Raw genomic sequence first — 22,103 nt, 5'->3', positions numbered from 1 at the left:
GGATGCTCTCCGGTATAATCCGGAACCTAGCAGGTGTCCGCGGCTCAAGCGCCGCGGATGAAACGGGAAGCCGGTGCAAGACCGGCGCTGCCCCCGCAACGGTAAGGCCTGGCGTGTGAAGCTGTTCAACCGAGTCGCGCTCGATGCGCGAGACGTTGAACCTCAACGCCCAGGCGATGCAAGGGCCACTGTCCATCGGATGGGAAGGCGCATCGCCGCAAGGCCGAGCCCGGAGACCGGCCTGCTGGCATGCGCGATCATGGAAACCACACTCGCGCCCGCCCAATGGCCGCCCGGAAGGCGGCCGCACTGGAGTATCGCGGGGAGGCGATCCGACAGACGGCCCGGCGTCCTGCCGCGGCGTCCCCCTTTTCATGCCTTCTTCGCACTCTTCCTAACCATGCCGCCGCGGCGGCCAGATTCGATGTGGAGTGTGTTTCATGTTCAAACCCCAACAATGCGCCTTGCTGGTTTCGCTGGCTTGTGCTGGCCAGGCCTATGCCGCCAATGTGCCCGAGTTCGCCGGTGATCCGGTGGTGGTGACTGCTACGCGCCAGCCGCAGGAAATTTCCAAGACCTTGTCCGATGTGAGTGTGATTACGCGTGAGCAGATTGAGCAATCAGCGGCAACCAGCTTACCTCAGTTGCTGTCGCGTCAAGGTGGCCTGGAAATTGTCAGTACGGGAACGCGTGGTGCACCGTCCAGTATTTTCATGCGTGGAGCCAACGCCAATCAGACGGTGGTGTTAGTGGACGGCGTGCGTATCGTCTCGGCTACAACAGGCACCAGCGCAGTGGAGAACATTCCTCTCGAACAGATCGAGAGAGTGGAGATTTTGAGAGGGTCTGGTTCCAGTCTATATGGCGCGGATGCGATTGGTGGTGTGATCCAGATTTTTACTCGTGAAGGCAAAGGTAGTCCCAAGTTGAATGCCAGCTTTGGTGTGGGCGACCATGGCCTGATGAAGGCCGGGGCAGGGATCAGCGGTAAAGTTGAGAATACGGCGTTCAGCCTGAATTTGAACCATGAAATGAACGAAGGTATTTCCGCGACGAATCGGGACAGTTCAAACTACAATCCGGATCGAGATCCGTATCGCAACCTTTCATATAGCGCTAACGTTACCCAAACACTGTTGCCGGGGCATGAACTGACAGTGCGTGCTTTTCAAACCTTTAGCAAACTTGATTTCGACCAATCGTCTGTGGGCGAAGATTTGCAGAAAAACAGGCAAAACGGCTTTACGATTCAATCAAAAAACGCGTTGACTGATCATTGGTCCAGCACTTTGCGTTTCAGTCATACCGTTGATCGTCAAGAGACGTGGGTTGCCAGTGATATGGTTAACCGTAGCAGCTTGATAGAAACTCGTCAGAATGAATGGTTCTGGCAGAATGATATCAAGACAGGCATAGGCACTTTCTTGGCTGGCGCGGTGCATACTCAGCAGAATGTTGACGGTCAATCTACTTATTTGCCGAATGGGTACTCGGTGACTCAACGCACCAATAATGCCGGATTTGTAGGCTACTCCGGGGAGTTCGGCCATAATTTGGTGCAGGCAAACCTACGCAATGATAGGGACTCCCAGTTTGGAGGTAAGACGACAGGACAGCTGGCCTATGGTTATCGCTTCAGCGATGAGTTGACTGCGCGTGCCAGCTATGGAACGGCATACAAGGCGCCAACCTTCAATGACTTGTATTGGCCCAACTATGGCAACCCGTCATTGCAGCCTGAAACCTCGCGTAATATCGAGCTGGGCTTGAAGTGGCTTGGTAAAGGCCGCCGCTTGGAACTGTCCTGGTTTGATAATCGAATTGAAAACCTGATTGTTTATCAGAAAGACCACTCCCTCAATCGTGATGCCCATATTAGGGGCGTCACTTTGTCCGGCGCTGCTACATATGGTGCGTGGGATCTTAGCGGTTCGGCTACCTACCAGGATCCGATTGATGAGAGCAGCCATTTACAGTTGCAACGTCGTGCGCGTGCCTTTGCTCAACTGAGTGCCGCCTATGACTGGGGTAAGGCGATCACAGGGGTTGAATGGCAGGCTAGCGCCAAGCGTCCGGATGTTGACTACCGGCCTTTTCCCAATGTTCCAGTCACGCTGGGCGGTTATTCATTGACCAATCTGTTCGCCAACTACCGTTTAGCCAAGGAATGGACGGCAATGATGCGTCTGACCAATGTCTTCGAGAAACGCTACACCACGGCTTATGGCTACAACACCAGTGGTTTAGGTGGTTATCTCGGCGTCACCTACCAGGCGCAGTAAAAGTGTAGAGGTGTAACCATGCCCCACCTGATCACCGGCGGCGCGCGCAGCGGCAAGAGCCGCTACGCCGAAACCCTGGCCTTGGCCCACCCGGGTCCGGTCTGCTATCTGGCGACGGCCGAGCTGCGCGGCGGCGACGCCGAGTTCGCCGCTCGCGTCGAACACCATCGTCGACGGCGTCCGGCGGCGTGGTCGCAAGCGGAGGCCGGCCGCGGCTTGGCCGCCGAGCTGCTGCGTCGCGACGCGGCGGGCGGCCTGCTTTTGGTCGACTGCCTGGGCATGTGGCTGATGCGCTTTTTCAACGAGGACGGCGGTTTCGACACCGCCGGTTTCGAACAGGAACGCGCCGCGCTGCTGGCGGCGCTGGAACAGGCCCGAGGCGAGGTGCTGCTGGTCAGCAATGAAATCGGCTGGGGCGTGGTGTCGGCCAATGCCCAGACCCGATACTTCGTCGACGAGCTGGGGCGGGTGAATCAAGCTGTGGCGGAGGTCTGCCAGCGGGTGACGCTGGTGGCCTGCGGCTTGCCGCTGGTGTTGAAAGGCGAGCTATGAGACGGTTGCCGGTTCTGGCCTTGCTGCTGGGCGCGCTGCCGGCTTTGGCGGCGGTCAGCGCCCAGGACGGCGGCGGCCAGACCATCACGCTGGCGCAGCCGGCGCAAAGGATTCTGACCCTGGTGCCGCACGCCACGGAAATGCTGTACGCGGTGGGCGCCGGCGACAAGCTGGTGGCCACGGTGGAACATAGCGACCATCCGGACGCCGCCAAGCGTTTGCCGCGGGTGGGCAGCTTCACCGGCTTCAGCCTGGAGGCGGTGATGCGGCAGCGGCCGGATCTGGTGGTGGCCTGGCGCGACGGCGGCGCGCCGCGCGAACTGGAGCGCTTGCGCGGCCTGGGCATTCCCGTCTATCTGAGCCACCCTTTGCAGCCGGACGACGTGGCCAAGGAAATGCTGGCCTTGGGGCGGCTGGCGGGCGTGGACGCCGCGGCCGGCAAGGCGGCCGCGAGTTATCGCCAGCGCCTGGCCGAGTTGCGCCGGCGTTACGGCGCGCGCGCGCCGGTGCGGGTGTTCTATCAAGTCAGCCAAACGCCCATTTTCACCGTCAGCGATCAAAGCTTCATGGGGCCGCTGATCAGCTTGTGCGGCGGCGTCAACGTGTTTGGCGATGTCCGGCAGCCGGCGCCGCAAGTGTCCGCCGCCACCGTGGTGGCCGCGCGTCCGCAGGCCATTCTGGCCGGCGACGAGGCCAGCCTGCGGATGTGGCGTCGTTGGCAAACGCTGCCGGCGGTGGCCAAAGACGCCTTGTTCGCCTTGCCGGGCGACGCCATGGTCGTGCCCGGGCCGCGGCTGGTGGACGGCGCGGCGGCCCTGTGTCTCGCGCTGGACACAGCGCGGCAGCGGCTGGGTTTGACGGCCAAGTGAGCGCCGGCTATCCTCGCCGCCATGGACAAGGAACTGGAATATCTCGAGTCGCGGGTGACGGCGTTGGTGGCGCGCATTCGCGAACTTGAAACACAAAACGGCCGTTTTGCCGAAGCGCTGTCCGAAGCGCTGCGCGACAATGCGGAGCTGAACTTCAGAGTGAACGAAACCCGCGCGCGGGTGGCGGCTCTGGTCGAGCGCCTGCCCAAGGCGTCGGAGGATGCGGAATGAGCGACGTGGCTCAGGTTGAAATCGAACTGCTGGGACGTTCCTTCACCATCGGCACCCCGGCGGAAGAAAAGGAAACGCTGCAAGAGGCGGTGCGTCTGCTGGCCGGCAAGATCGAAATGATCCAGCAGCACGGCAAGGTGATGGACGCCGACAAGATCGCCATCATGGCCGCCTTGAACATCGCCCACGATTTGTTGAAGACAAAAGTGGGAGAGGGCTTGGAGATGGCGGCGTTTCAGCGTAAAATACGCAGTATGAGCGAAGCAGCCGACCAGGCGCTCCGCGAAAGCCAGCAAGCGCTGTTTTAAACCGCAGCCCGCTGGCGAACACCAAGGTCAGTACCCCCTGCGGTGTTTGTGAAGGCACACAATTCCTTTGTACCAATGCGTTCGCTTCAGGCTGCCAGCGTGAGTCATGGGCGTGCCGCGTCCTCTTGAGGATGCGCCCGAAATGACTGGCAGGCGGCCCTCCCTGGAAACAGGGTACAAGCGAATTTTGCCCGAACGACACTCGCGGGGGCTCCCCCCTCTGCCATGACTGCATCCTCTCTTGTTTCCGATCCGTTTCCCGTCGACAAGCCCGCATTGCGCAGGAAAATTCGTCACGCGCGTCAGGCCCTGAGCGCTTCTTACCGTTTGCAGGCGATGCGGGCGATCGCGCGTCACGCCTCGCGGCTGCTCAAGCGCGGCAAGCGCGTGGGCGCTTATCTGGCCGCCGGCTCGGAGCTGGATCTGGAAATCCTGATGAGCGCAGCGCTGTGGCGCGGCGCGGAAGTCTATCTGCCGCAGATTCCGCGGCGCGGCCGCCGGCTGTGGTTCAGCCGTCTGGGCGCGGCTGACCGCTGGTATCTGCATCCGCGCTACCGGATCGCCGAATACGATGGCCCGGCGCTGCGCGCCGAACGGCTGGACGTGTTGTTCGTGCCGCTGCTGGCCATCGACGACGAGGGCTATCGCATGGGGCAGGGCGGCGGCTTCTACGACACCACGCTGGCCTTCCGCCAGCGCGCGCGCTTGTTCGGCAAGCCCTTGCTGGTGGGCGTGGCCTACGATTGCCAGCGCGTCGAGCGCGTGCCGCGCGAGCCCTGGGATGTCCGGCTGGATTATTTGCTGACCGAATCCGGTTTGCGCCGGCTGCCTTTGAGCCCCCTATGCCGATAGCCATCGTCTTCCTGGCCGTTTTGCCGGCCTTGGCCCTGCTGGGGCGGCTGGAATGGGCGGTGGCATGGCTGTATCTGAGCCTGAGCCTGCTTTGCTTCATTCTGTACTGGCGCGACAAGCGGGCGGCGGAGCGCGGCGGGCCGCGCACGCCGGAAGCCCGGCTGCTGTGGCTGGGTGTGCTATGCGGCTGGCCCGGCGGCCTGATGGCGCGCCGGCTGTTTCGCCACAAAACCGTCAAGCAGCCGTTCCGGCTGCTGTTCTGGTGTGGCGCGGCGCTGAATCTGGCCTTGCTGGGCGGCTGGCTGTATCTGCGCGCGGCTTAGCGCCAGGGGCGGCGGCCGTAGTCGCCGTAATAGCCGTAGACGGGCGTCACCACGACGGGCGCCGGGCGCACCACCACCGGCGCGGGTCTGACGACTACCGGCGCCGCCCGGGGCGGCACCACCACGCAGGCGCTCAAGGCGCCGCTCAGCAATAGACCCATCACCAGCTGTTTTTCATGCGTTTTCATGGTCTTCCCTTTCCATATCGCTTCAGAACCCCCTTTCGGGGCGGTGAAGACAGCCTAAGCCGCAATCTTTCCAGTAAGATTGAGCAAGCGTTAACCCTTTCCCTGACTGATTAACAGACATTGCCCATGCGATACTGGCTGATGAAGTCCGAACCGGACGATACCTCGATCGACGATCTCGCCGCCGAGCCCGAACGCTTGTTCGAGTGGATCGGCGTGCGCAATTACCAGGCGCGCAACTTCATGCGCGACGGCATGCAAGAGGGGGACCGGCTGCTGTTCTGGCACTCGTCCTGCCCGGAGCCGGGCGTGGCCGGCCTGGCGGAAATCGCCGCCTCCGCGCATCCGGACTCCAGCCAGTTCGACCCGGAAAGCCCTTACTACGACCCCAAGTCCTCTCCCGACGCGCCGCGCTGGCTGGCGGTGGACGTGCGTTTCCTGCGCAAGACCCGGCTGCTGTCCCCGGCCGAGCTGCGCCGACACCCGCCGCTGGCGGAGATGACGGTGCTCAAGCGCGGCAACCGGCTGTCCATCACCCCGCTGAGCGAGGACGAATGGCGCTATATCACTGAACAGCTGCTGGCATGCTGAGCGTGCCGCTGATTCTGGCGCTGCTGGCCTGCGGCGCGGTGGCCGGCTTTCTGGCCGGCCTGCTCGGCGTCGGCGGCGGCCTGGTCATCGTGCCCGTGGTGTTGGGGGTCTTGTCCGCCGCGCATCTGGGCGGCGACCATGCTCAGCATCTGGCGGTGGGCACCTCGCTGGCGGTAATGGTGTTCACCAGCCTGTCCAGCGTGCGCGCTCATCACAAAAAGGGCGCGGTGGACTGGCGCATTGTGCGGGCGATGGCGCCGGCGATGGTGGTCGGCACCTTGCTGGGCAGCCTGATCGCCGGCGCGATTTCCGGGCTGGCGTTGAAATGGTTCTTCGTCGGCTACGCCTACCTGGTCGCCGTGCAGATGTTCTTCAATCTCAAGCCGCAAGCCAGCCGCGGAATGCCGGGCCAGGCCGGGCAGTGGGGCGCCGGCGGCGCGATAGGCATGATCTCCAGCTGGGTGGGCATAGGCGGCGGTTCCATGAGCGTGCCTTATATGAGTTGGTGCAATGTGCCGGTGCACACCGCCATCGCCACCAGCGCGGCCTTGGGCTGGCCCATCGCCGTGTCCGGCGCCGTCGGCTATCTCTACAGCGGCTGGAGCGTTGCCGGCTTGCCGGCAGGCGCCTTGGGTTTTATCTATCTGCCGGCGATGCTGGCGCTGATGCTGATGACGGTGCTGATGGCGCCGCTGGGCGCGCGCGCCGCGCACAAGCTGCCGGTGGCCCGTTTGAAGCAGGTGTTCGCCGCCTTGATGGCGACGATGGCCAGTGAGATGTTGTATAGCCTGCTGCGCGGCTAATAATCCTGTTCATAGTCTGCTGTGCTTCGGCGATACGGCGTTAAAAACCAGCTCAAAATGCTCAGTACCCCTCGTACATTCCGCTTTTTCGCTAATTTTCGCCTTGTCTCGCTCTGGCTCGCGAGCCTTTGAACAGGCTCTAAGAAACCGAACTTTTGATGGAGAAGCCATGCTGTATCCGCCGATAGAACCGTTTGCCAGCGGCATGCTGCCGCTGGACGGCTTGCATTCCATGTACTGGGAGCAGTGCGGCCAGCCGCAGGGGTATCCGGTCCTCTATCTGCACGGCGGGCCCGGAGACGGCTGCGTGCCGGCCTGCCGCCAGTTGTTCGACCCCGGTTTTTACCGCGCGGTGCTGTTCGATCAGCGCGGCAGCGGCCGCTCCTCGCCGCGCGGCGAGCTGCGCGACAACAGCACCGCCCATCTGGTGGCGGACATTGAGCGGCTACGCGAGCAACTGGGCATAGAGCGCTGGCTGGTGTTCGGCGGCTCCTGGGGCAGCACGCTGGCGCTGGCTTACGCCCAGGCGCATCCGGAGCGGGTCAGCGGCCTGATTCTGCGCGGCATTTTCCTGGGCGAGCGCCGCGAGATCGACTGGTTTCTGCACGGCATGGGTCAGTTCTTTCCCGAGGAGTGGCAACGCTTCGTCGCGCCCATCCCGGAGGTGGAGCGCGGCGATTTGCTGGCCGCCTATTACCGGCGGCTGACCGATCCGGACCCGGCGGTGCACCTGCCGGCCTGCCGCGCCTGGGGCCGCTACGAGGGCGCTTGCGTCGCGCTGCGCCCCAATGCCGACGCCGCCGAGCGCGCCGGCAGCGAATACGTGGCCTTGTCGCTGGCGCGGCTGGAGGCCCATTACTTCGTCAACCGCGTGTTTTTGCCGGAAGGCGCGCTGCTGGACGGGCTGGCGCGCATCCGCCACATTCCCGCCGCCATCGTGCAAGGCCGTTACGACGTGGTCTGCCCGCCCTCCACCGCGCTGAGGCTGGCCCAGGCCTGGCCGCAGGCCCACTACGAACTGGTGGAAGCCGCCGGCCACTCTGTGTGGGAGCCGGGCATACTCGAGGCGCTGCTGCGGCAACTGGAGCGTTTCCGCGACGCCCATCTGGCCGGCCGGGTCTAAGAACGTGTTTACGATCTCGCGAGCGAAGGCGAGACAAGGCGAAAACGCTTGAAGAGGCGGAATGTGCAGGTGGCGCATGAGCATCCTGAAAGCGTTTTCAACGCCGTATCGCCGAAGCGCGGCAGACTTTGAATCGCTTCTAAGCCCGCGCAACTATTTGGCGCGTGGGCCGGTCGAATCTGGTTTTCGACAAGGAAAGACTGGCAATTGAAAACCATCGTTCTCTGCGCCGCGGCCTTACTGGCCGGAATGCCCGCCGCCGCCTCCGCCTATAGCGACGAGACGCGCTTCCCCTTTGCCGGCCAGCCCGGCGAACTGCCGCTGGAAGTGGTGCTGCGCTTCGCCAAGAACCGGCTGGGCGAAGACGGCCAGTTCGAATACCGCAGCCTGAAAGTGATCCAGACCAGCCCACCGGAAGCCTTCGACAAGGCCAGCATCGCGCTGCTGCGCGAAGGCCTGATGGACGACAGCGTCAAGGGCATGCGCCAGCGCTTCCAGCTCTCCCGCGAAGGCAATGTCTGGACCATACGCTCGGTGAAGGAGGATTTCTCCTGCTGGCGCGGCCGCAAAGGCTGGGGCGTCAAGCCCTGCCCTTGACGGCGACGGGTCAAGGAGCCGGCCAAGCATTTGTTTTTTTGGGGTCTTATCGCGGAAGCGAAGACGCCGTTATAATGGGGGCAACCTTTTTGCGGACGGGCTATCCGGAGCGGAGCGCATCACTGGCGCCTCCGGGCAGCCCGCCTTTTGTATTTCAGAGTCCAGATAAAGATCGCCATGCAAGAACAATACAGCCCGCGCGCGGTGGAAGCCGCCGCCCAGCAGAAATGGCAGAAGACTGCCGCTTTCAAAGCCGTGGAAGACGCGTCGCGTCCCAAATACTACGCGCTGTCGATGTTCCCCTATCCGTCCGGCAAGCTGCACATGGGCCATGTGCGCAACTACACCATCACCGACGTGCTGGCCCGCTTCAAGCGTCTGCAAGGCTTCAACGTGCTGCAGCCCATGGGTTGGGACGCCTTCGGCCTGCCGGCCGAGAACGCCGCGATGAAAAACGGCGGCGCGCCGGCGGCCTGGACCTATGCCAACATCGAATACATGAAGCAGCAGCTGGACAGCCTGGGCTTTGCGCTGGACTGGGAACGCGAGCTGGCCACCTGCAAGCCGGACTACTACCGCTGGGAACAGTGGCTGTTCACCCGTTTGTTTGAAAAAGGTGTGATCTACAAGAAAAACGGCGTGGTCAACTGGGACCCGGTGGATCAGACCGTGCTGGCCAACGAGCAAGTGGTGGACGGCCGCGGCTGGCGTTCCGGCGCGCTGGTGGAAAAGCGCGAAATCCCGATGTACTACTTCCGCATTACCGACTACGCCGAGCAGCTGCTGGCGGATCTGGACAAGCTGGACGGCTGGCCGGAACAGGTCAAGACCATGCAGCGCAACTGGATAGGCAAGAGCTTTGGCTCCGATGTGGCCTTCGCCTACGACGAAGCCAGCATCGGCCACGCCGGCCAACTCAAGGTCTACACCACCCGCCCCGACACCCTGATGGGCGCCACTTATGTGGCGGTGGCTGCTGAACACCCGCTGGCCAGCCAGGCCGCGGCCGGCAACGCCGAGCTGCAAGCCTTCATCGCCGAATGCAAGGCCGGCTCCGTGGCCGAGGCCGACGTGGCCAAGATGGAAAAGAAGGGCATGGACACCGGCCTGTTCGTCGTTCATCCGCTGACCGGCGCCAAGCTGCCGGTATGGGTGGCCAACTACGTGCTGTGGGGCTACGGCGAAGGCGCGGTGATGGCGGTGCCGGCGCATGACGAGCGCGATTTCGAGTTCGCCAACAAATACCGCTTGCCGATCCAGCAGGTCTACGCGCCGGCCAGCGGCGAAGACAACTTCGACGCCGCCGCCTGGCAGGACTGGTACGCCGCCAAGGACGACAGCATCCGCACCGTGGGCAGCGGCAAATACGACGGCCTGAACTTCGCCGCCGCCTTCGACGCCATCGTCGGCGATCTGGAAGCCAAGGCCTCCGGCCAGAAGAAAACCCAATACCGCCTGCGCGACTGGGGCATTTCCCGCCAGCGCTACTGGGGCTGCCCTATCCCCATCATCCACTGCCAGAGCTGCGGCGACGTGCCGGTGCCGGAAAAAGACCTGCCGGTGACGCTGCCGGAGAACGTGATTCCGGACGGCGCCGGCTCCCCGCTGGCCAAGATGCCGGAATTCTACGAAACCAGCTGCCCGAAATGCGGCGGCGCGGCCAAGCGCGAAACCGACACCATGGACACCTTCGTCGAGTCCAGCTGGTACTACGCGCGCTACGCCTCGCCCAAGTGCGACACCGCGATGGTGGACAAGAAGGCGGCCGACTACTGGCTGCAAGTGGACCAGTACGTGGGCGGCATCGAACACGCCATCCTGCACCTGCTGTACGCGCGCTTCTTCCACAAGCTGATGCGCGACGAGGGCCTGGTGTCCAGCGACGAGCCGTTCAAGAGCCTGCTGACCCAGGGCATGGTGGTGTGCGAAACCTTCTATCGCGAACTGCCCAACGGCGCCACCGACTGGATCGCGCCGCAGGACGTGGTGCTGGAGCGCGACGCCAAGGGCAAGATCGTGGCCGCCAAGCATCGCGTGGACGGCCTGCCGGTCGTGGTGGGCGGCATCGAGAAAATGTCCAAGTCCAAGAACAACGGCGTGGACCCGCAGGAATTCATTGAAAACTACGGCGCGGACACCGCCCGCCTGTTCATGATGTTCGCCGCGCCGCCGGAGCAGAGCCTGGAATGGTCGGACGCCGGCGTGGAAGGCGCATTCCGCTTCCTCAAGCGCTTGTGGAAGGCGGCGAACGAGCATGTCGCAACCGGCCTGGCGCCGGCTTACAGCGGCGGCGAACTGAGCGCCGGCCTGAAAGACCTGCGCTTCAAGCTGCACGCCACCATCCAGAAAGTGGCCGACGACTACGGCCGCCGCCAGCAATTCAACACCGCCATCGCCGCGGTGATGGAACTGCTGAACACCTACGACAAGACCGACACCTCCGGCGAGGCCGGCCGCGCCGTGGCTCAGGAAACGCTGGAAGCCGTGACCCTGTTGCTGTCCCCCATCGTGCCGCATATCTGCGACGCGTTGTGGAACGCCTTGCGTCCGGGCAGCGAATTGCTGCAACAAGCTTGGCCGAAAGTGGACGAGAGCGCGCTGATCAAGAGCGAGATCGAACTGATGGTGCAAGTGGGCGGCAAGCTGCGCGGCAGCGTCACCGTGGCCGCCGACGCGGCCAAGGACGCGATCGAGGCGGCGGCGCTGGCGCATGAAAACGTGCAGAAGTTCATGGAAGGCAAACCGGCCAAGAAAATCATCGTGGTGCCGGGCCGCCTGGTCAACATCGTGGTGTAAACCGGCGTGGCTTAGGCTCCGGGTCGCGGATCGCGCCCCGGGCCGGGCCAGGCAAGCATTGTTTCCCGATAAGGAATCGCGAATGAGACTTTCCCTGCAATGGCTGTGGCTGGCGCTGCTGGCCCTTACGCTGAGCGCCTGCGGCTTCCACCTGCGCGGCCTGGGCGGCCCGATGAAGCCGCTGCCGTTCGCCTCGATGTATTTCGACGGCGGCAACACCGCGGTGGCCGGCGACGTGCGCACCGTGCTGGCGCGCGACCCGCGTCTGCAAGTGCTGGGCAATCCCAAGCAGGCCGAGGCGGTGGTGACCATCCTCAGCGAAAATCAGTCCAAGGACATCCTGACCCTGAACGTGGGCGGCAAGATCAACGAGTACCAGCTGACTTACACCGCCGTGGTGCGCACCGTGCTGTTCGGCGTGCCGGTGGAGCCGGACATGACGGTGGTCGTGCGCCGCAGCATGAACTACTCCGACAGCGCCATCCTCGGCAAGGAGCAGGAAGAAGCGTTGATCTGGGCCGACGCCCGCCGCGACGCGGCCGAGCAGATCGTGCGCCGGCTGGCCTATCTGAAAAAGCCGGCCGCCGCGCCGCTGACCGGCCCGCAAAGCCTGAAGCCCGCCGATGCCCAGCCTAAGCCCTGACGCGCTGATCGCGGCGCTGGGCAAGGGCCTGGCGCCGCTTTACCTGATCCACGGCGAGGAAGCGCTGCTGGCGCTGGAAGCCGCCGACGCGCTGCGCCAGGCGGTGCGCGAGCAAGGCTATCAGGAGCGAGAAGTGCTGACGGTGGAGGCCGGTTTCGATTGGTCGCAATTGCGCGACGCGATGAGCAGCGTCTCGCTGTTCGCCGAGCGCAAGCTGCTGGAAATCCGCATTCCCAACGGCAAACCCGGCACCGAAGGCGCGGAAGCGCTGCAGCAGCTGGCGGCGCAGCCGCCGCAGGACACGGTGACCTTGATCACCCTGCCCAAGCTGGAGCGCGCGCAGCAGCAGTCCAAATGGTTCCAGGCGCTGGAAAAGCTGGCGGTGACGGCGGAGGCCCGCCTGGTGGGGCGCGCCGAGCTGCCCGGCTGGATCACGCGCCGGCTCAAGGCCCAGGGCCAGGTGCTGGGCGGTGAGGCGCTGGCCTTCTTCGTTGATCGCGTGGAGGGCAATCTGCTGGCCGCGCGCCAGGAAGTGGACAAGCTGGCCTTGCTGTATCCGGCCGGCGAACTGACGCTGGAGCAATTGCGCGCCGCGGTGGCCAATGTGGCCCGCTTCGACGTGTTCCATCTGTCCGAATCCTGGCTGGCCGGCGACGTGCCGCGGGTGCTGCGCATGCTGGACGGCCTGATGGCCGAAGGCGAGGCGCCGGTGCTGGTGTTGTGGTCGCTGACCGAAGACGTGCGCATGTTGCTGCGTCTGCGCCAGGGCCTGAAGGATGGGCGCAACGCGCGCGACATGGCGCGCGAACTGCGTTTGTGGGGCGACAAGCAGCGTCTGGCCGAACCGGCCTTGCGCCGCATCGGCCCGCGCAAGCTGATGACCGCGCTGGACGAATGCGCGCGCATAGACCGTCAGATCAAGGGCGTGGAAGTCGGCGACCCCTGGCAGACCATGCGCGGGCTGGCGGGCCTGCTGGCCGCTTGATCCGGCGGGACATTCACCAAGATTCGCGCCCCGTGCGCGGCAAACAGGAGAGCACCATGGCTTTATTCGATACCTTGAGCGGTTTGCTGTCCGGCGGCGCGGAAGGCGGCGCCGGCGAAGCCCTGCAAAGCTTGTTGCAACAACAAGGCGGCTTGTCCGGACTGCTGGAACAGTTCCAGCAAGGCGGTCTGGGCGAGCTGGTGTCGTCGTGGGTGGGGCAGGGCGGGAATCTGCCGGTGTCCGCCGAGCAGATCCAGCAAGTACTGGGCGGCGATCAACTCGCCGGCATCGCGGAAAAAGTGGGCCTGGACCAGGGGCAAGTGTCGCAATTGGTGGCCGAACATCTGCCCGGTCTGGTGGACAAGCTGACCCCCAACGGCCAGCTGCCGCAGGGCGATGATTTGCTGTCCCAGGGCGCGGATCTGCTCAAAGGCTTATTCCGCTGATCCCTCCCATCCATGCAACAACGCCGGCCGCGAGAGACTCGCCGCCGGCGTTTTTCATGCCTTTGGCCGGCCCGCTTGCAAGCGGGATCAGGCCGGCGCAAGGAGTCCGTTCCGAGAACGTGTTTACGATCTCGCGCGCTAAGGCGAGACAAGGCGAAAACAGCTGAGGAAGCGGAATGTACATAAGGCACATGAGCGTTTCCAAGGTGCACTCACCGAGCCACGTTCCACGACGCGCAGCAGATCGTAAATAGATTCTTAATGATGATGACCGGCCGCGCCGGCGGTCACCGTCAGCTCCGCCGCCGGGCTTTTCAAGTCATGGGCGTCCTGGCCGGGGGCCGGAATGTCCGCCCAATTGGTTTCGCCCTGTTCGCACAGCTGTTTCACCTTGAAGTAGAGCTTGCCCGGCTGGGCGGCGATCTTGGCCTGGAATACGAACTCATCGTAGAAATTGGACGGCAGCTTGCCGCCCTTCCAGGTGATGCGGCTCACATCCTCGCTCACCTTGCGGCCGTAATTGTCGAAAGGCTTGACCGCGCTCTTGCTCACCTCCACCTCCCAGCCGGCTTTCGGCATCGGCTGCGCCAGACGCACGCCCTCCGGCATTTCCACGCTGATGGCGGTGGTGGGGCTGCCGTTGCAGCCATGGCCGATTTTCAGCACGCCCTTGTAATAGCCGCCGCTGGCGGCGGTGGGCATTTCCAGGGTGACGTGGGCGAGGGCGGAGCCGGAAGCGGCCAGCAAGGCCAGCAGGGCGATCTTTTTCATCGTAGCTCTTTGCGGATCAGGGTTAGCGCGCGTGTCGGCCATTGGCGGCGACAAATGCGAATGAGGATTAGCCGCATCAGTTTAGCGCCTGCTCATCCCCCTAGCATGCGACAAAGTGTCGCAGAGTCGGCATGAGAATAATGCAAATTGCGATGGCTTTGTCATGGCCGCTATACTGGTCGCCCGCCCAATGGTTCAGGAGTCGTCATGATGGTCCGTGCCTTATCCACCGCAGCGTTGATGATGTTGTCCACTCATGACTGCGCCGCCGGCGGCTACAGCGGCCTTGGCGCCGCCAGCGTCAGCGCGGAGGAGGTGGCGCGCTACCGCGCCGCGCCCTTGCCGGCGGAGCTGAGCCGCAAAGTGCAGAATATGCTGGACCTGCGCGCGCCCGGCGCCGGCGTGCTGTCCCCGGACGGCAAGGCCTTGTATTTCAGCTGGCGCGTCACCGGCGTGCCGCAGGTCTGGAGGCTGGACGGTCCGCAACGCTTTCCGGTGCAGCTTACCGGCGGCGAAGACGCCACCCTGATCCAGGACGTCAGTCCGGACGGGCGCTGGCTGGTGCTCAGCCGCGACCGCAAGGGCGAGGAAAATCCCGGCCTCTATCTGCAAGCCGCCGCCGGCGGCGCGCTGCGCGAAGTCCAGCACAAGCCCGGCGTGCAGACCCAGTTCCAGTTTCTCAGCAAGGACGGCCAATGGCTGTACTACCGCAGCAACGACGAGCGGGCCGACAGCTACACCCTGTATCGCTATCGGCTGGCCGACGGCCGCCGCGAGCGTCTGTTCGGCGATCGCGGGGCCTGGAGCATCGCCGATCACCGCGACGACGGCCGTCTATTGCTGCAAAAGACGCTGAGCAACGCCAGCGCGGAATTCTATTTATGGACGCCGGACGGCAAAGCCTTGCAGCCGCTGCTGGGCCAGGGCGAGGCCGTCGACTATCGGATGGACTTCGGCCTGCGCGACGGCGAATACCTGGTGCGCAGCAATAAGTTCGGCGAATACCACCGTCTTTATCTGTGGAGCGCCGGCGTTTTCCAGGCGCTGACGCCGGAAGCGCGCGGCGACGTGGAAAACCTCAACATCGACCATGAGCGGGGCCGCGTCTACTACACGCTGAGCCAGGATGGTTACGGCAAGGCCTTGGCGCTGGATGGCCGCCGCGGCTATCGCGCGCTGAAGCTGCCGGCCTTCCCCGGCGCGGCCCAGGTCAACGTCGTCAACCTCAGCCGCGACGGCCGCTACGTCAACTTCAGCGTGGAAACCGACACCGCGCCGGCCAGCAGCCATGTTTGGGACAGCAAGCGCGGCAAACTCAGCCAGTGGCTGTTGCCGTCCGCGCCGGAACTGGATACCCGGGGCTTCGCCAAGGTCAGCCTGGAAAGCTACCCGGCGCGCGACGGCACGCCGATTCCGATGTTCGTGCGCCGGCCGACGCGCTGCGCGGCCACGCCCTGCCCGGTGGTGGTCCACTTTCACGGCGGGCCGGAGAGCCAGAGCCGGGCCGGCTTCTTGCCGCAGGCCCAGTTATTCGTCGACGCCGGCTTCATTTATGTGCAGCCCAATGTGCGCGGCTCCGTCGGCTACGGCAAGAGCTGGCTGGACAGCGACAACGGTCCGCGCCGGCTGCAAGTGCTGTCCGATATCGAAGACGCCGCGCGCTACATCCGCAGCCAGTGGGGCGCGGACGGCGTGGCGCCCAAGATCGGCGTGATGGGCGGCAGCTACGGCGGCTATTCCACGCTGGCGGCGATGACCATCTTCGCCGGCGCCTACGACGCCGGCGTGTCCAATGTCGGCATCGCCAACCTGGTCAGCTTCCTGCAAAACACCGCGCCCTACCGCCGCGCGCTGCGCGCCGCCGAATACGGCGACCTGGAGCGCGACCGCGCCGCGCTGGAGCAATTGTCGCCCATCAATCACATCGACAAGCTGCGCGATCCGCTGCTGATCATCCAGGGCGTCAGCGACCCGCGGGTGCCGGTGGGCGAGGCGCTGCAAATGTACCGCGCGATGGCCGGCAAGGGCGTGGACGGCGGCCTGATCCTGTTCCCGGACGAAGGCCACGGCGCGGCCAAACGGGAAAACCAGGTGCTGCAACTGGGCCATAGCCTGTGGTTTTTCCAGCGCCACCTCTTGGGGCAGAATGAGGGTGGCGGCGCCAAAGCCGGGCGTGCCGAATCGGGAGAGCAACATGAGTCCACAGGCGCTTGAAGACTACCTCCATCAACACATCCCGCTGTCCGCCGCGATGGCGGTCCGCGTGACCGAGGCCAGCGGCGAACGGGTGATCCTGAGCGCGCCGCTGGCGCCCAATATCAACCACCGCGCCACTGTGTTCGGCGGCAGCGCCTCGGCGGTGGCCATCCTCGCCGCCTGGTGCCTGGTGTTCATGCGCTTGCGCGAGCGCGGCCTGGCCGGCCGCGTCATCATTCACGGCAACGACATGCGCTACGACAAGCCCATCGTCGCCGACTTCCTCGCCCGCGCCGCCGCTCCGGACGCCGCCGACTGGGACAAGCTGGAGCGGGCTTTGCGGCGCGGACGCATGGGGCGCTTGCGGCTTGCCGTGGCGCTGGAGTGCGACGGCGAAGCGGTGGGCGGCCTGAACGGCGAGTTCGTGGTGCTGCCTGGAGAAGGGGATTCCCAGTACTGAAGCCCCCCCGGCGCAGCGCTATCGCTTATCAAACTTTAAATCCAATCTGAATAGCTTATTTTTTGTGCTAAAAAGAAATATCTTGTGCCGGGTTGGGTTGAGCGATAGCCAAAATAACCGCGCCCCGGCGTTGTCGGCCGCAGCCGCGCCGCAACGCCAGCGGACGCAGGCTGGGGGAGGCCGATGGCTTCAAAAGCGCAAAAAGAGCTGGAACTGGTGCTGCGTTTATTGCAGCGCAAGGGTTTGCACGCAGTGGACCGGCAGTCCTGGCCGCCGCCGCTGCCGGATGTGGGCGCCACCCTCAGCGACGGCCGGCGGATCGCTTTCGAAGTGACGGAAGTGCATGCGGACGAGCACTTGTTCGGCGGCGGCAAGGGCTGTCTGCGCGCCCGCGAAGTGCGCCAGGCGCAGCAGGGCGAGGATGCGGCGATCAGCGTGCCCAACGCGCCCATCGCCGCGATCAAATACCGTATCCAAGCCAAGTGCGTGAAGCGCTACGCGGCCAAGCCCGGCTATGAATTGAGCCTGCTGCTGGCAGCCAATATCCCGCAGTTCGGCGGCGTGGCCGCCACCACCCTGTTTCCCGCCTTTATCCAGGAAGCGGCGCTGACCGCCGCCACCCATCATCTGTTGGAGTCGTCCGCCTTCGAGCGCGTCTACCTGCATCTGATCCAGCCCGGCGTCTTGTACGAGTGGAGCAAGCAAGACGCCTGGGTGGAAATGGCCAAAACAACGGAGGAGGGCGTCCGTCCGCCTTTTTGGGCGGAACCCATGCTCGGCGGCGTCTGTTGGCAAGGCGGCGCGTCCTGAAGGTTAGGACGCGCGTTTTCATTCCGGCTCGTGTTTGCGGTAGCCGTCGTTCCACACACTCCTTAAGCGTGACGCGCAAGGCAAGGCGGCGAGGCTAATCCCCGGCGGGGTTTGGTGGGTATCGCCTGCGGCTCCACCCACCCTACAAATACCTCCGACCAAACCATCCGCCGTAGGGCGGAGCGCAGCGATACCCACGCGGAAACGCGATGGGACCGATGCTTGGACCTTGGCGGCGGGGTTTGGTGGGTATCGCCTGCGGCTCCACCCACCCTACAAATACCTCCGACCAAACCATCCGCCGTAGGGCGGAGCGCAGCGATACCCACGCGAAAACGCGATGGGACCGATGCTTGGGCCTTGGCGGCGGGCTTTGGTGGGTATCGCCTATCGGCTCCACCCACCCTACAAATACCTCCGACCAAACCATCCGCCGTAGGGAGGGAGGAGCGCAGCGGTACCCACGCGGAAACGCGATGGGATCGATGCTTGGATCTTGGCGGCGGGCTTTGGTGGGTATCGCCTATCGGCTCCACCCACCCTACAAATACCTCCGACCAAACCATCCGCCGTAGGGAGGGAGGAGCGCAGCGGTACCCACGCGGAAACGCGATGGGATCGATTTGGATCTTGGCGGCGGGCTTTGGTGGGTATCGCCTACGGCTCCACCCACCCTACAAATACCCCCGACCAAACCTCCTGCCGTAGGGTGGGCGGAGCACAGCGATACCCACGCGGAAACGCGGTGGGATCGATGCTTGGACCTTGGCGGCAGGGTTTGGTGGGTATCGCCTATCGGCTCCACCCACCCTACAAGACCATCCGCCGTAGGGTGGGTGGAGCGCAGCGATACCCACCGCAAGACGCTTAGCGGTTTCGCAGGCGGATGCGACGGAAGCGCGCTTCCAGGCTGAAGCGCTGTCCCAGCGCCAGGTAGATCTGGTGTTGGCTATCGACATGGCGGTAAACCCGGACCCGGTCGGCGCCCAGCAGCATCATGATTTCCAGATAGTTGAAAAAGCCCATCCACTGGCCGCGACCGGCGCGGTCGTCAAAATCGATGTCGCGCGCCACGCGGCTCAGCAGGCCTTTGCCGACGTATTCCCGGTTGTCCTTCAGCCATTGCAACAGGTGAGCCGCGCATTCGCGGCCATAGGCGTGGTCGGCGAGGAGATCCTTGCTGGGCGTGGGCATTTGCCAGTAATGCGGGTGGGTGCGGCCGGGGCAGAAGCGGACGAAGGGCAGCAGTGCGCTCTGTTGTTCCAGAGCGTTCAGTTTGTAGCGACGGCGCGGGGGAAAGTTTTGAGGCTGTTGCATGGTGTTTCTCCTGCTGTGACACAAGATAAACCACCTGCCGGGGAAGGCTGAGGTATTGGGCAGGCGCGTGGCAGGATTGGCGTACCGGACTGTCTCCAAACCGGCGAGTGCCATGGCACTCCCCCACCATGCGCCTGCCAAATGGCGCGGCCATGGTAAAGCAGCCTGCGCAGTTGCTGCGTAGGCCACAAAGATGGAGATGTACCGGGACGCCAATCCCGGGTGCCGCGTGTAGGCGGCAACGGGGGGATTGTTGCCGAGCGGCGGGCGGGGGTCAAGGCGAGGCGGCTTCTTCTTGATCGTTTCAAGATATCCACAGATGGGGCGGAATGGGAAAGTTATCCCCAGTCAACCCATATGGCTAAGCCGCTCGCCACTTTCAAACGGGTCGGCGTTGCGTTAGCGGCCGGGCGCCGGCCCCCATTTCGCCAGAGTCTCGCGCTCCTCCTGGGTCATCTGGGTCAAATTGGCCAGCGGCATGTATTTGGACGCCACCGCCTGCTTGATCCGGTGCGCGTTGATGAGAATCTCCTGCGCATCGTCAAACTTCAGGCCGGCCGGCGGCGCCACGAAACCGGCCTGACTGGGCGTGGCCGAGTGACAGGAGAGGCAGCGGTTTTGAATGATGGCGTGAATCTGCCGCAGACGGACATCGGCCGCCGTTTGCGCCGCCGCCGGTTCAGCGGCGTCCGCCGCGGCTTGCGGCGCCGCGGGCGCGGTATTGGGCGGGGGCGGCGCGGCCAATACCGCCACGCCGACCAGCAACAGGCCGCCCAGCGCCGGCAGCAGCGGCCGCTGGCGGCCGGAGTGGCGCAGCACGAAGTATTGGCGGATCAGCGCGCCGGACAGGATGAACAGCACCATGATCAGCCAGGCGTGGCGGCTGCCGAAGGTGAAGGCGTAGTGGTTGCTGATCATCAGGAACACCACCGGCAGCGTGAAATAGGTGTTGTGCACCGAGCGCTGCTTGCCGCGCAGTCCATCCAGCGGATTGGGTTTGTCGCCGGCCTGGATGGCGCGCACCATGCGGCGCTGACCGGGAATGATCCAGAACAGGACATTGGCCGACATGCAGGTGGCCATGACCGCGCCGGTGATCAGGAAGGCGGCGCGGCCCTGGAAGATGTGGCTGCTGGCGTAGGCCGCCAGCGCCATCAGCAGCGCCACGGCCAGGCTGAGCGCGCCGTCGCGGTTCATGTCCGGGCTGATGCGGCGGCAGAGCTGATCGTAGGCCAGCCAGCCGCCCAAGAGGAAGGCGACGGCGATTAAGGCGGCCGCGCCGCCGGACAAGGCCGCCGCCCAGGCCCAGGGGCTGGCGGGGTTGACCAGGTAGAAGGCGGGATTGAGCAGGTAGAGCAGGGAGAACAGGCCGAAGCCGGACAGCCAGGTGGCGTAGGATTTCCAGAATGACCAGTGCAGTTTGTCGTCCAGCGGGAAGGGCGGTTGGCCCAGGTATTTCTGGTTATGGTAAAAGCCGCCGCCGTGTACGGCGAACATCTCGCCGTGCAGGCCGCGCCGGGCATCGGCGGCAGCGGGCGGCGACAGGCTGTTGTCCAACATGACGAAGTAAATCGATTCGCCTATCCAGGCGATGGCGGCGATCACGTGCAACCAGCGCAGCAGCAGGTTGCCCAGCTCCAGCAGGTAGTTTTCCATGGCGAGGTTTCCGGGTGGGGACGGGAACAGCGTCAACTGCCGCGGTAGGTGGAATAGCTCCACGGCGTCAGGACCAGCGGCACATGGAAGTTTTCGTCCGCCTTGGCGACGCCGAAGCGCAGCAGCACCTGATCTAGAAAGCGCGGCTCCGGCAGCTTCACGCCTTGGGCGGCGAAATAATCGCCGGCATGGAACAGCAGTTCGTACACGCCGGCGCGCAGTTGCTCGCCTTCCAGCAGCGGCCGTTCGCAGCGGCCGTCGCTGTTGGTCGTCGCCTCGGCCAGCAACAGCCTTTGTTCTCCGTCCAGCCGGTACAACTGGCAGCGCACGCCCGCCGCCGGCTTGCCGTGCATGGTGTCCAGCACATGGGTGGTCAATTTGCCCACGGTTGTTTCTCCTTTGTTGTGCGGCCCGATCTGGCGGACCTGTTGTCGATCTTGTTGTTCGCGATGGCGATTTAAAATTGTCGACAATTTGTGTTGACGATAGTGTTTGCCAACGACAATAATTGTCAACAAAATTCTGAAGGCATAGAGCGGGATATGGAAATACCGGGAGAGGACATGTTGCATTCCGCTAACGGAACGCAGGCCGCGGCGCCCAGGGCGTCCACCTTGGTGGGCGACGGCGCGCCGGGCAATGACGCCGATCGCTTGTACTGGGAAATCTTCGACGCGGTGATAGACCAGCGCTTATTGCCGGGGGTCAAGCTGACCGAGGCGGTGCTGTGCGACGCCTTCCAGTGCTCGCGCAGCAGCGCCCGCAGCGCGCTGGCCCAGCTGGCGCACGACAAGATCGTCGACATCCTGCCCAACCGCGGCGCTTTCGTCGCCAAGCCGGACGAGAAGGAAACCCGCGATGTGTTCGAGGCGCGGCGCATGGTGGAGGCGGCGATTCTGGACAAGCTGCTGGCCTTGCCTGATCTGGCCGAGCGCCTGCCGCCGATGCGGCGCATGGTGGCCGACGAGCGCGCGGCTTTCGAGCGCGGCGACCGGGTCAGCTGGATCCGTCTGTCCAACGCCTTCCATGTGCAATTGGCGCGGCTGGCCGACAACGAGGTGTTGACCGAGTTGATGCACGGCCTGTGTTCGCGCACTTCGCTGATCATCGCCTTATACGATGTGCCCGGCCGCAGCGCTTGTTCCTTCGACGAGCATGAGGCGATTCTGGCGCGGCTGGAGGCGGGGGACCGCGCCGGCGCGGCGGCGGCGATGCACCATCATCTGGAGGATTGCGAGCGGCGGATGAAGGTGGAAACCCACACCCATTTGGACCCGTGGACGGTGTTCAACCTTAAGCGCTGA

24 protein-coding genes, 1 other RNA gene and 1 riboswitch are annotated in these 22,103 nt (G+C 64.3%); of the genes, 20 read left to right on the top strand and 5 right to left on the bottom strand.

The genetic code is table 11. The annotated features are described in order from the left end of the window. Window positions 1-14 precede the first annotated feature (14 nt). Window positions 15-260: riboswitch (cobalamin riboswitch) on the top strand. Between the two features lie 180 nt (window positions 261-440). The 8 genes from HQN78_RS17035 (at window position 441) to HQN78_RS17000 (ending at window position 5,417) form a co-directional block, all read left to right on the top strand. Continuing rightward, a complete protein-coding gene (locus tag HQN78_RS17035) occupies window positions 441-2,282 on the top strand; it encodes a TonB-dependent receptor domain-containing protein (protein ID WP_235085082.1) in 1,842 nt (613 codons plus the stop codon). A gap of 18 nt (window positions 2,283-2,300) precedes the next feature. After that, window positions 2,301-2,834, top strand: coding sequence for a bifunctional adenosylcobinamide kinase/adenosylcobinamide-phosphate guanylyltransferase (gene cobU / locus HQN78_RS17030; protein ID WP_235085079.1), 534 nt, complete (start codon window positions 2,301-2,303; stop codon window positions 2,832-2,834). After that, the gene (locus HQN78_RS17025) at window positions 2,831-3,703 is read left to right on the top strand and encodes a cobalamin-binding protein (RefSeq protein ID WP_227106366.1); all 873 of its coding nucleotides are present in this window, start codon (window positions 2,831-2,833) and stop codon (window positions 3,701-3,703) included. The genes cobU and HQN78_RS17025 overlap by 4 nt, the downstream gene beginning before the upstream one ends. 21 nt (window positions 3,704-3,724) lie before the next feature. Next, window positions 3,725-3,934, top strand: a complete 210-nt coding sequence (locus HQN78_RS17020; RefSeq protein WP_048409989.1) for a hypothetical protein — start codon at window positions 3,725-3,727, stop codon at window positions 3,932-3,934. Beyond that, complete coding sequence (locus HQN78_RS17015; protein WP_019101793.1) at window positions 3,931-4,242, top strand: cell division protein ZapA; 312 nt, start codon at window positions 3,931-3,933, stop codon at window positions 4,240-4,242. The genes HQN78_RS17020 and HQN78_RS17015 overlap by 4 nt, the downstream gene beginning before the upstream one ends. Before the next feature lie 31 nt (window positions 4,243-4,273). Beyond that, window positions 4,274-4,457: non-coding RNA, 6S RNA (gene ssrS, locus HQN78_RS17010), on the top strand. A 10-nt stretch (window positions 4,458-4,467) separates the two neighbouring features. Next, on the top strand, window positions 4,468-5,094 hold the full coding sequence (locus HQN78_RS17005) for a 5-formyltetrahydrofolate cyclo-ligase (RefSeq protein WP_235085077.1): 627 nt from the start codon (window positions 4,468-4,470) through the stop codon (window positions 5,092-5,094). Continuing rightward, complete coding sequence (locus HQN78_RS17000) at window positions 5,085-5,417, top strand: DUF1294 domain-containing protein (RefSeq protein WP_107801133.1); 333 nt, start codon at window positions 5,085-5,087, stop codon at window positions 5,415-5,417. The genes HQN78_RS17005 and HQN78_RS17000 overlap by 10 nt, the downstream gene beginning before the upstream one ends. Here HQN78_RS17000 and HQN78_RS16995 read toward each other — a convergent pair. Then, window positions 5,414-5,605, bottom strand: a complete 192-nt coding sequence (locus tag HQN78_RS16995; RefSeq protein ID WP_235085075.1) for a hypothetical protein — start codon at window positions 5,603-5,605, stop codon at window positions 5,414-5,416. The two genes, HQN78_RS17000 and HQN78_RS16995, sit on opposite strands and share 4 nt — an antisense overlap. Window positions 5,606-5,731: 126 nt before the next feature. On the opposite strand from HQN78_RS16995, the gene HQN78_RS16990 reads away from it, so the two are divergent. From HQN78_RS16990 to HQN78_RS16955, 8 genes are all read left to right on the top strand, one after another. Continuing rightward, complete coding sequence (locus tag HQN78_RS16990; protein ID WP_235085073.1) at window positions 5,732-6,196, top strand: EVE domain-containing protein; 465 nt, start codon at window positions 5,732-5,734, stop codon at window positions 6,194-6,196. Beyond that, window positions 6,190-6,999 carry a sulfite exporter TauE/SafE family protein gene (locus HQN78_RS16985; RefSeq protein WP_107801130.1) on the top strand — a complete coding sequence of 270 codons (810 nt, stop codon included), beginning with the start codon at window positions 6,190-6,192 and terminating at the stop codon, window positions 6,997-6,999. The genes HQN78_RS16990 and HQN78_RS16985 overlap by 7 nt, the downstream gene beginning before the upstream one ends. A 169-nt stretch (window positions 7,000-7,168) precedes the next feature. Then, window positions 7,169-8,122: a prolyl aminopeptidase gene (gene pip, locus HQN78_RS16980; protein WP_235085071.1), complete on the top strand. Its 954-nt coding sequence runs from the start codon at window positions 7,169-7,171 to the stop codon at window positions 8,120-8,122. A gap of 207 nt (window positions 8,123-8,329) precedes the next feature. After that, window positions 8,330-8,719, top strand: coding sequence for a hypothetical protein (locus HQN78_RS16975; protein ID WP_107801128.1), 390 nt, complete (start codon window positions 8,330-8,332; stop codon window positions 8,717-8,719). Between the two features lie 177 nt (window positions 8,720-8,896). Then, complete coding sequence (gene leuS / locus HQN78_RS16970; protein WP_235085069.1) at window positions 8,897-11,515, top strand: leucine--tRNA ligase; 2,619 nt, start codon at window positions 8,897-8,899, stop codon at window positions 11,513-11,515. Window positions 11,516-11,597: 82 nt separating this feature from the next. Further along, a complete protein-coding gene (lptE, locus tag HQN78_RS16965; protein ID WP_107801126.1) occupies window positions 11,598-12,158 on the top strand; it encodes an LPS assembly lipoprotein LptE in 561 nt (186 codons plus the stop codon). Beyond that, window positions 12,139-13,143 carry a DNA polymerase III subunit delta gene (holA, locus tag HQN78_RS16960; RefSeq protein ID WP_235085067.1) on the top strand — a complete coding sequence of 335 codons (1,005 nt, stop codon included), beginning with the start codon at window positions 12,139-12,141 and terminating at the stop codon, window positions 13,141-13,143. Before lptE ends, holA begins: the two co-directional genes overlap by 20 nt. A 56-nt stretch (window positions 13,144-13,199) precedes the next feature. Continuing rightward, entirely contained in the window at window positions 13,200-13,589 is a 390-nt protein-coding gene (locus HQN78_RS16955) for a YidB family protein (RefSeq protein ID WP_107801124.1), read from the top strand. Window positions 13,590-13,847: 258 nt separating this feature from the next. Here the strand turns inward: HQN78_RS16955 and HQN78_RS16950 are convergent, their stop codons facing one another. Further along, entirely contained in the window at window positions 13,848-14,360 is a 513-nt protein-coding gene (locus tag HQN78_RS16950; protein ID WP_107801123.1) for a YcnI family protein, read from the bottom strand. 207 nt (window positions 14,361-14,567) lie between these two features. Between HQN78_RS16950 and HQN78_RS16945 the strand changes: the two genes are divergently transcribed. From HQN78_RS16945 to HQN78_RS16935, 3 genes are all read left to right on the top strand, one after another. Continuing rightward, on the top strand, window positions 14,568-16,574 hold the full coding sequence (locus HQN78_RS16945; RefSeq protein WP_235085064.1) for a prolyl oligopeptidase family serine peptidase: 2,007 nt from the start codon (window positions 14,568-14,570) through the stop codon (window positions 16,572-16,574). Beyond that, window positions 16,555-17,016, top strand: coding sequence for a YiiD C-terminal domain-containing protein (locus HQN78_RS16940; protein ID WP_107801122.1), 462 nt, complete (start codon window positions 16,555-16,557; stop codon window positions 17,014-17,016). Before HQN78_RS16945 ends, HQN78_RS16940 begins: the two co-directional genes overlap by 20 nt. A gap of 183 nt (window positions 17,017-17,199) precedes the next feature. Continuing rightward, window positions 17,200-17,826, top strand: coding sequence for a hypothetical protein (locus HQN78_RS16935; protein WP_107801121.1), 627 nt, complete (start codon window positions 17,200-17,202; stop codon window positions 17,824-17,826). An 867-nt stretch (window positions 17,827-18,693) separates the two neighbouring features. On the opposite strand, the gene HQN78_RS16930 is transcribed toward HQN78_RS16935, so the two are convergent. The 3 genes from HQN78_RS16930 to uraH all read right to left on the bottom strand — a co-directional run bounded on the left by HQN78_RS16930 (window position 18,694) and on the right by uraH (window position 21,185). Then, complete coding sequence (locus HQN78_RS16930; RefSeq protein WP_235085062.1) at window positions 18,694-19,143, bottom strand: hypothetical protein; 450 nt, start codon at window positions 19,141-19,143, stop codon at window positions 18,694-18,696. 399 nt (window positions 19,144-19,542) lie between these two features. Continuing rightward, window positions 19,543-20,799 carry a urate hydroxylase PuuD gene (locus HQN78_RS16925; protein ID WP_235085060.1) on the bottom strand — a complete coding sequence of 419 codons (1,257 nt, stop codon included), beginning with the start codon at window positions 20,797-20,799 and terminating at the stop codon, window positions 19,543-19,545. A gap of 32 nt (window positions 20,800-20,831) precedes the next feature. Then, a complete protein-coding gene (uraH, locus tag HQN78_RS16920) occupies window positions 20,832-21,185 on the bottom strand; it encodes a hydroxyisourate hydrolase (RefSeq protein WP_107797751.1) in 354 nt (117 codons plus the stop codon). A 177-nt stretch (window positions 21,186-21,362) separates the two neighbouring features. On the opposite strand from uraH, the gene HQN78_RS16915 reads away from it, so the two are divergent. Continuing rightward, window positions 21,363-22,103, top strand: a complete 741-nt coding sequence (locus HQN78_RS16915; protein WP_235085058.1) for a GntR family transcriptional regulator — start codon at window positions 21,363-21,365, stop codon at window positions 22,101-22,103.

The sequence above is a fragment of the Chromobacterium sp. Beijing genome (assembly GCF_021496765.1).
Lineage (GTDB): Bacteria > Pseudomonadota > Gammaproteobacteria > Burkholderiales > Chromobacteriaceae > Chromobacterium.
This window is presented reverse-complemented; position numbering and strand designations above follow the sequence as displayed.